Consider the following 6,477-nt stretch of genomic DNA (forward strand, 5'->3'; position numbering starts at 1 on the left):
CATCTGGACGGTGTTTGCCAGCATCAATCCGATCTTCCTGTCGAGCAGCAACCTGGTCAATCTGCTGTTCGATTGCTCCACCGTCGGCGTCATTGCGCTCGGCATCGTCTGCGTTTTGATGGTCGGCGAGATCGACCTGTCGGTCGGCTCGATCAGCGGCTTTGCCTCGGCGATGGTCGGCACGCTGTGGGTCAACCAGGGCTGGCCGGTGGCGCTCGCCATTCTTGCCGCTATCGCCGTCGGCGGCTTCATCGGCGCGCTCTATGCGCTGCTGTTCAACCGGCTCGGCATGCCGAGCTTCGTCTCGACGCTGGCCGGCCTGCTGGCGGTGCTTGGGCTGCAGCTCTACATCCTCGGCTCGACAGGCTCGATCAACCTACCTTACGGCTCGAACCTGGTGAATTTCGGCCAGTTGCTGATGATGCCGAAGTTCGTGTCGTTCGGGCTGGCGGCCGTTCCCGGCATCGTCATGCTGGTCACCGGCCTGCGCACCGTTGCGCGCCGCCGCGCCGCCAATCTGTCGGCGCCGTCGACGGGCGGTCTCATCACGCGAGCGGCCGTCATCACGGTCATTCTCGAACTCATCGTCTTCTATCTCAACCAGGCGCGCGGTATTCCGTGGATGTTCGGCCTGTTCGTCGGCCTGGTCATCGCAATGCATTACGCGCTGACGCGGACGAAATGGGGCCGCTCGATGTCGGCGGTCGGCGGCAACCGCGAGGCGGCAAGGCGCGCCGGCATCAATGTGCGGCTGATCTATTCCAGCGCCTTCGTGCTGTGCTCGATGCTGGCCGCCTTCGGCGGCGTGCTGTCGGCGGCCCGCCTGGCTTCCGCCAGCCAGCAGGCCGGCACCGGCGACGTCAATCTCAACGCCATCGCGGCGGCCGTCATCGGCGGCACCAGCCTGTTCGGCGGTCGCGGCAGCGCTTATTCGGCACTGCTCGGCATCATCGTCATCCAGTCGATCGCCAGCGGCCTGACGCTGCTCGATCTGTCCTCGTCGCTTCGGTACATGATCACCGGCGCCGTGCTTGCCATCGCAGTCATCGTCGACTCGCTGGCACGCCGCTCGCGTGTCTCGCATGGCCGGGCCTGAACCCATCAACAGGAAGCAAGACATGAGCGAAGAACTGTCCGGAAAAGTTGCCGCCGTCACCGGCGCGGCATCAGGCATCGGCCTCGAATGCGCCAGGCATATGCTGGCGGCCGGCGCCACCGTGGTGCTGGTCGACCGCGCCGAGGCGACGCTGAATACATTGTGCGCCGAGCTCGGCCCCAAGGCGATCCCGCTGGTGATCGACCTGATGCAGCCGGCAAGCGTCGCCAGCATGATGCCGCAGATTCTGGAGAAGGCCGGACAGCTCGATATCTTCCATGCCAATGCCGGCGCCTATGTCGGCGGCGAGGTGGCGACCGGCGATCCCGACGCCTGGGACCGGATGCTCAACCTCAACATCAATGCCTGCTTCCGCTCGATCCAGGCGGTGCTGCCGCACATGATCGAACGCAAGACCGGCGACATCATCGTCACCAGTTCGATCGCCGGACTGGTTCCGGTGGTCTGGGAGCCGATCTACACTGCGTCCAAGCACGCCGTGCAGGCCTTCGTCCACACGGTGCGGCGGCAGGTCGCCAAGCATGGCCTGCGCGTCGGCGCTGTGGCGCCTGGCCCGGTGGTGACGGCGCTGGTCAGCGACTGGCCAAAGGCGAAACTCGAGGAAGAACTCGCCGCCGGCGGCCTGATGCAGCCGCGCGAGGTGGCCGAAGCTGTCATGTTCATGCTGACCCGGCCGCGCAACGTGACGATCCGGGATCTGGTGATTTTGCCACAGAGCAATGATCTTTAGGGCAGTAGGGCAGTAGGGCAGTAGGGCAGTAGGGCAGTAGGATTGCTCTGCTGTTCAATGCCCGGGCCCAAGCCAAGCCACTATTCCCTATTCCCCTACTGCCTTACTGCCCTACTCCCTTACTGCCCTAAACCGAAGGTTTCCCCCATGCCCCACTATCTCGGCATCGACGTCGGCACCGGCAGCGCGCGGGCCGGGGTGTTCGACCACACGGGAAACCTGCTTGCCTCGGCCAAGCAGGACATTGAGGTGTGGCGCGAGGCCGGCGACATTGTCGAGCAGTCGAGCAATGATATCTGGCGGGCGGTGTGCGTTGCCACGCGCGCCGCTGTCGCGCAGGCTGGCGTGGCGCCGGAAGCGATCGCCGGCATTGGCTTCGACGCCACCTGTTCTCTGGTGGTGCTGGGCGAGGGCGGCGTGCCGCTGGCGGTCAGCAAATCGGGAAAACCCGAACGCAACATCATCGTCTGGATGGATCATCGCGCGGTCGAGCAGACGCGCCGCATCAACCGCAGCGGCGAGACGGTGCTGAATTATGTCGGCGGCGTCATCTCGCCAGAGATGGAAACGCCGAAATTGCTGTGGCTGGCGGAAAACCTGCCCGCCACTTTCGATGCCGCCTGGCAATTCATGGACCTCGCCGATTTCCTCACCTGGCGGGCGACCGGCAGCCTTGCCCGCTCGGTCTGCACGGTGACCTGCAAATGGACCTATCTGGCGCATGAGAGCCGCTGGGACGAGACCTATTTCCGCAAGATTGGTCTTGGCAGCCTAGCCGACGATGCATTCGCGCGCATCGGCACCGAGATCGTGCCGGCCGGTGCGGCACTCGGCGGCGGTCTGACCGCGCAGGCAGCAGTGGATCTTGGCCTCAACCCCGGCACCGCGGTGGCCGCCGGGTTGATCGATGCACATGCCGGCGGCGTCGGCACGGTCGGCGCGCGCGGCGAGTTCGGCAGCGTTCTGTCGCGCATGGCCTATGTCTTCGGCACCTCGGCCTGCACCATGTCGTCGACCGCGGAGCCTGCCTTCGTCGACGGCGTCTGGGGTCCGTATTTCTCTGCCATGGTGCCGGGCCTGTGGCTGAACGAGGGCGGGCAATCGGCAGCCGGTGCGGCCATCGACCATCTGGTGGGCATGCACCCGGCGGCCGGTGAAGCGGCGGCCAAGGCGCAGGCCGAGGGGCTGAGCCTCAGCGCCTGGCTGTCGCTGCAGGCGCAAAGCCGCAAGGGAGCCGCGGCGACGCCGGCGCTGGTCGGCGGCATCCATGTCGTGCCGGAATTTCTCGGCAACCGCGCGCCTTTCGCCGATCCGGATGCACGCGCGCTGATTGCCGGGCTCGATCTCGACACCAGCCTCGACAGCCTGGTCGGGCTCTATGTCGCCGGCGTTTGCGGGCTGGGCTACGGCGCGCGCCAGATCGTGCGGGCCGAGCATGACAAGGGCATTCCCGTCGACACCATCGTCGTTAGTGGCGGCGCCGGGCAAAGCCCGCTGGTGCGCCAGCTGCTTGCCGACACGACAGGCATGGTGGTGGTGGCGTCGACCTCACCCGAGCCGGTGCTGCTCGGCTCGGCGATGCTGGGTGCCGTCGCTGCCGGGAGCTACAAGGACCTGGTGACGGCGATGGCCGGCATGTCGGAACTCGGCGAGGTCTATCATCCCGACGCTACGCTGGCCGACTGGCATGCCAAGCGCTTCGCCGCGTTCGAGCTGCTGCAGCAGGCGGGCAAGGCGATCCGGAGTTGAAGCGAGCGACTCCTGTCTGGCTTTGTCAGGAGCGTCGCGAACACCGCTTGGCGGCTTAGCCGGAAGCTGGCAGCTTTGTTCTGACGCAGACCCTCTGGCAGCATGGCTATGCGACGAGGGCAGAGCGACAGGGAGGCCCGATGGCAGACGAGAAACCGCCCGTGCCATTCGCATCGGACAGCGTGCCATGGACGGAATGGTCCGATGTGCCGCGCTTCGGCGTGCGCTACCGGCATTTGTCGCTGGCCGCGCTTGGTGAGAATTACCATGTCGGCGTGGCGATCGAGGAGTTGCCGGCGGGCAAGCAGACCTCGCCGGCGCATTACCATATTTTCGAGGAGGAGCATGTCTTCATCCTCGAAGGGGCGCTCACCGCTTATGTCGGCGCCGCCGCCTATGCCATGAAGGCCGGCGACTACATCTGTTTTCCGGCCGGTACAGCGGCGGGGCATTGCCTGATCAACACCAGCGACGCGCCGTGCCGCTATGTCATTGTCGGCGAGCGCAACCCGAACGACGTTGTCGTCTACACCGCCTCCAATAAGGTGCTGGTGCGCGCGCTGGGCAGCCGTGCGATCTTCGATCTCGCTGCAACCCGAAGCTACTGGGACGGCGAGGACACCGGCCTTGCCACCGGCGATCCGTTGCCGTCGGATGTGACAGCCGGTGTCACCAAGGCAGCAGCCACTCCGATCCCGCCGGTCGCCAGCGATGCCGTCGAGTGGAAACAGGAAGGCGAGGGGGCGCGGTTCGGTGGTCAGTCCAAACACCTCACCTATGCCGCCTTGGGACGGTCCGACTATCATGTCGGCATGCTGATCGAGGCTCCGGCCCCCGGCATGCGCCTGGCGCCTAGGCACTATCACATGCTCGAAGAGGAACATGCGCTGATCCTGGAGGGGCAGGTGACGCTGCTGCTTGGCGAGGAGCGCCACGAAATGAAAGCCGGCGACTATGTCTGTTTTCCCGCCGGCCTGGCGGTCGGCCATTCCTTCCTCAATAGCGGTACGGGACCGTGCCGCTATCTGATGATCGGCGAGAAAAACCCCAACGAGGTCTGCGTCTATCCCGATTCCAACAAGATGGCGGTCGACGCCTTGCGCCGGCGCGACGGCATTTTCGACATGGCTGGGGTGAAGCGGTACTGGGATGGCGAAGAGACGGAATAAGACGCTCCAGCCACACCAATATCGCGCGCTGAAGCTGTTTCTCGTGAACTCATTGAACAGACTGGATGAGCCATAGGAGAGCGAGAAGGTTGGCGAGCGATGTGCCGGCCGGGCCGAAGGTTTTCATCCGGTCGTCGATCGTGGTGCCTATGACGGCATCCCCAGCCTGCACGAGGATCATTATCCAGGCGATGGCTTCAAGCCATTCCGTCGAACCCGTAAAAAATGGCACGGCGCTTGCGACCACCAAAGCTGCGCTGCGCGAACAGCCGTACAATGCCACTGTCCGGGCGCTGCCGGTTTCGTTCATGATGGCAGCCAGGGAGAAACCGAGACTGACAACCGCGCTGAGAGCTGTGACCAACGCGCAAACGATGAAGGGTGCGAACATGAGATTCCATGGCTTGTGTGAGGGACATCTTACTCGAATAGGCACCAGTGAGGAGATCAAGATTTTTCACGGCCTGCCGCCCCTCAGTTACAATGCCGGCGCGGTCGGATTCAGGACGCCAATGGCGTCAACCGCGCTCACAGCTCCTTCTGCGCCAACTCCCTGAACTGGTCGGGCACCGAGCGTGCCGCCTCCAGCGCCACCGTGCCGTAGCCGACCGCCTGTTTGCCGAAGCGCTCGCGGATCTTGTCGATGGCGCGGTCGGCGTCGAAGCGTGCCAGGCCTTTCCTGGTGCCGGGCCGGCGTTTCTCGTCGGCGAGGCCGAGCGGCAGGTCGAGCTGCAACTCGAAGCTTTCCTCGAGATGCGACACCGAGATCGCCAGCAGCGAAATCGTTTTCTCCTGGCGGTGGTCGGCGAGCACGCCGCGCACCAGATCGCCGGCGATCTCGGCCAGCATCGTGGTCGCCGAGATCGGCTGGTCAAGGGTGATCGAGCGGGTGACGGCGCTGAGATCGGCAAAGCGCACGCGCACCGTCACGGTGCGGCCGGGCCGCGCCTTGGCGCGCAGCCGGCTGGCGACGCGGTCGGCCAGATGCAGCAGAGTGGGCACGATGACATCAGCCACGGCGGGCTTTTGGCCGAGCGCCGATTGGGCACCGGCCGAGCGCGCCCGGCGATGCGTTTCGAGTTTCCGCGGGTCGCGGTTCCATGACAGCGCGGCGAGCTTTTCGCCGGCGGCCGGACCGAGCAGCCGTGTCAAGGCGCTGCTGTGCGTCCTGGCCAGTTGGCCGATGGTCTCGACACCGATTTCCGCCAGCCGAGCCTTAGTCGCCGGGCCGACGCCCCACATCAGCCCGACGGGCAGGTCGTGCAGGAAGGCGATCTCCGTGCCGGGCTCGACCACCACCAGCCCGTCGGGCTTGGCGACCTGCGAGGCGATCTTGGCCAGGTGCTTGGTGCGCGCCACGCCGATCGAGATCGGCAGGCCGAGTTCGGCCCGCACGCGGCGGCGGATGGTTGTGGCGATCTCTTGTGGCGAGCCGAACAAATGCGTGCAGCCGGCGACGTCGGCAAAGGCCTCGTCGATGGAGATGCGTTCGACCAGCGGCGTGAAATCGTCGAGCACCTTGATCGCCGCGTCGCCAAGCCGCTGGTAGTCGCTGAAATTGCCGCCGACGAAGATCAGCTGCGGGCAGAGCTCGCGCGCCTTGCGCCCCGGCATGCCGCCGCGCACGCCAAAGGCGCGCGCCTCGTAGGAGGCGGCGAGCACAACGCCACCGCCCACCGCGATCGGCTTGCCGCGCAGCGACGGGTCGAGCA

6 protein-coding genes are annotated in these 6,477 nt (G+C 65.7%); 4 read left to right on the plus strand and 2 right to left on the minus strand.

The window, feature by feature from the left end; all coding sequences use genetic code 11:
- From EN993_RS29110 to EN993_RS29125, 4 genes are all read left to right on the plus strand, one after another.
- Positions 1 to 1,096 (plus strand): sugar ABC transporter permease (locus tag EN993_RS29110; protein WP_127265507.1); only part of this gene is annotated, 1,096 nt, incomplete at its 5' end.
- Positions 1,097 to 1,118: 22 nt separating this feature from the next.
- Complete coding sequence (locus EN993_RS29115; protein ID WP_127265508.1) at positions 1,119 to 1,847, plus strand: SDR family oxidoreductase; 729 nt, start codon at positions 1,119 to 1,121, stop codon at positions 1,845 to 1,847.
- A 147-nt stretch (positions 1,848 to 1,994) separates the two neighbouring features.
- Positions 1,995 to 3,596 (plus strand): FGGY-family carbohydrate kinase, encoded by a 1,602-nt coding sequence (locus EN993_RS29120; RefSeq protein WP_127265509.1) that lies wholly within the window; start codon positions 1,995 to 1,997, stop codon positions 3,594 to 3,596.
- 140 nt (positions 3,597 to 3,736) lie between these two features.
- On the plus strand, positions 3,737 to 4,765 hold the full coding sequence (locus EN993_RS29125) for a cupin domain-containing protein (RefSeq protein ID WP_127265510.1): 1,029 nt from the start codon (positions 3,737 to 3,739) through the stop codon (positions 4,763 to 4,765).
- Between the two features lie 49 nt (positions 4,766 to 4,814).
- Here the strand turns inward: EN993_RS29125 and EN993_RS29130 are convergent, their stop codons facing one another.
- The gene (locus tag EN993_RS29130) at positions 4,815 to 5,156 is read right to left on the minus strand and encodes a hypothetical protein (protein ID WP_206532436.1); all 342 of its coding nucleotides are present in this window, start codon (positions 5,154 to 5,156) and stop codon (positions 4,815 to 4,817) included.
- 137 nt (positions 5,157 to 5,293) lie between these two features.
- On the minus strand, positions 5,294 to 6,477 hold a 1,184-nt coding region (locus EN993_RS29135), incomplete at its 5' end, for a DNA polymerase IV (protein WP_127265511.1).

The sequence above is a fragment of the Mesorhizobium sp. M7D.F.Ca.US.004.01.2.1 genome (assembly GCF_003997785.1).
Lineage (GTDB): Bacteria > Pseudomonadota > Alphaproteobacteria > Rhizobiales > Rhizobiaceae > Mesorhizobium > Mesorhizobium loti.

Coding starts and splice junctions, on each gene's coding strand:
- EN993_RS29115 (WP_127265508.1), top strand. CDS start 1,119: ATGAGCGAAGAACTGTCCGGAAAAGTTGCCGCCGTCACCGGCGCGGCA.
- EN993_RS29120 (WP_127265509.1), top strand. CDS start 1,995: ATGCCCCACTATCTCGGCATCGACGTCGGCACCGGCAGCGCGCGGGCC.
- EN993_RS29125 (WP_127265510.1), top strand. CDS start 3,737: ATGGCAGACGAGAAACCGCCCGTGCCATTCGCATCGGACAGCGTGCCA.
- EN993_RS29130 (WP_206532436.1), bottom strand. CDS start 5,156: ATGTTCGCACCCTTCATCGTTTGCGCGTTGGTCACAGCTCTCAGCGCG.